We start from the raw sequence: 1,692 nt of genomic DNA on the forward strand, positions 1-1,692 counted from the left end.
ACGATCACCTTCGAGTCCTTCATGCCGGCCAGATGCTGGATCGCACCCGAGATACCCACCGCCACGTAAAGTTGTGGCGCGACGATCTTGCCCGTCTGGCCCACCTGATAGTCGTTGGGCACGAAGCCCGCATCCACTGCCGCGCGTGATGCGCCCAACGCCGCGTTCAGCTTGTCGGCCAGCGGCTCGAGCACCTTCGTGTAGTTCTCGCCGCTACCCAGACCACGACCACCCGAGACGATGATCTTCGCCGAGGTCAGCTCCGGACGGTCCAGCTTCGTCACTTCACGGCTCACGAATTGCGACAGGCCGCTGTCCGCTGCTGCTTCGATCTTCTCGACCGCTGCACTGCCGCCCTCTGCCGAGACCGGATCGAAGCCGGTCGTACGCACCGTGATCACCTTGATCGGGTCTTGCGATTGAACGGTGGCGATCGCGTTACCTGCGTAGATCGGACGCTCGAACGTGTCGGCGCTGTCCACGGCGGTGATGTCGCTGATCTGCGCGACATCCAGCTTCGCTGCAATACGCGGTGCAATGTTCTTGCCGTACGGGGTAGCCGGCGCGAGGATGTGCGTGTAGTCCTTCGCGATGTTCAGCACGGTCGCTTCAACGTTCTCGGCGAGGCCCGCTTCGAGTTGCGGCGCATCAGCCAGCAATACCTTCGAGACGCCCGCGATCTTCGCCGCTGCGTCGGCCGCGCCTTGCGCGTTGTGCCCTGCCACCAGCACGTGGATATCGCCGCCAATTTTCTGCGCCGCTGCAATCGTGTTCAGCGTCGCGGGTTTGATCGACGCACTGCCCCCCAAGGGGGCTTCCTGCGGGGCGTCGTGCTCTGCAATTACCAGATTCGTCATCTCGTCCGTCTCCTGTGTCGACCCGAGTTAGCGCTTTAGCGCTTATGTCGATCCGGAGTTAGTGCTTCAGCACTTACTCCGGTCCCACGCAGAGCGCCCGGGTCCCATGTCTTTACAGCACCTTGGCTTCGGTCTTCAGCTTCTCGACCAGCGTCTTCACGTCCGGAACCTTCACACCCGCGGAGCGCCTGGGCGGCTCGACAACCTTCAGCGTCTTCAGGCGCGGGCTCACGTCAACGCCGAGATCTTCCGGCTTGAGCGTTTCCATCGGCTTCTTCTTCGCCTTCATGATGTTCGGCAGCGTCACATAACGCGGCTCATTCAGGCGCAGGTCGGTGGTGACTACCGCCGGCAGCGTCAGCGACAGCGTTTCCGCACCGCCATCCACTTCGCGCGATACGGTCGCCTTGCCGTCAGCCACGACAACCTTCGAAGCAAACGTCGCCTGCGGCAACCCAGCCAACGCAGCGAGCATCTGGCCGGTCTGGTTCGAATCGTCGTCAATGGCCTGCTTGCCGAGAATGACCAGCGAAGGCTGTTCCTTGTCGACCAGCGCCTTGAGCAGCTTGGCCACCGCCAGCGGCTGCAGGTCTTCATTGGACTCGATGAGGATCGCGCGGTCCGCGCCGATCGCCAGCGCCGTGCGCAGCGTCTCCTGCGACTGCGTCACACCGGCCGACACGGCGATCACTTCCGTCGCCACGCCCGCTTCCTTCAGGCGCACGGCTTCTTCCACCGCGATTTCGTCGAACGGGTTCATCGACATCTTGACGTTTGCAATGTCGACGCCCGTGCCGTCCGACTTCACCCGGACTTTCACGTTGTAATCGACCAC

At 62.8% G+C, this 1,692-nt stretch carries 2 protein-coding genes; both read right to left on the reverse strand.

The window, feature by feature from the left end:
- Nucleotides 1–857, reverse strand: an 857-nt coding sequence (locus WCA85_RS05495; protein WP_424062155.1) for an electron transfer flavoprotein subunit alpha/FixB family protein, incomplete at its 3' end; no start/stop codon positions are given.
- Between the two features lie 112 nt (nt 858–969).
- The coding region (locus tag WCA85_RS05500; RefSeq protein ID WP_424062156.1) for an electron transfer flavoprotein subunit beta/FixA family protein at nt 970–1,692 on the reverse strand (723 nt) is incomplete at its 5' end.

Origin of the sequence: Paraburkholderia sp., from assembly GCF_049581445.1 — a bacterium.
Taxonomy (GTDB): Bacteria; Pseudomonadota; Gammaproteobacteria; order Burkholderiales; family Burkholderiaceae; genus Paraburkholderia.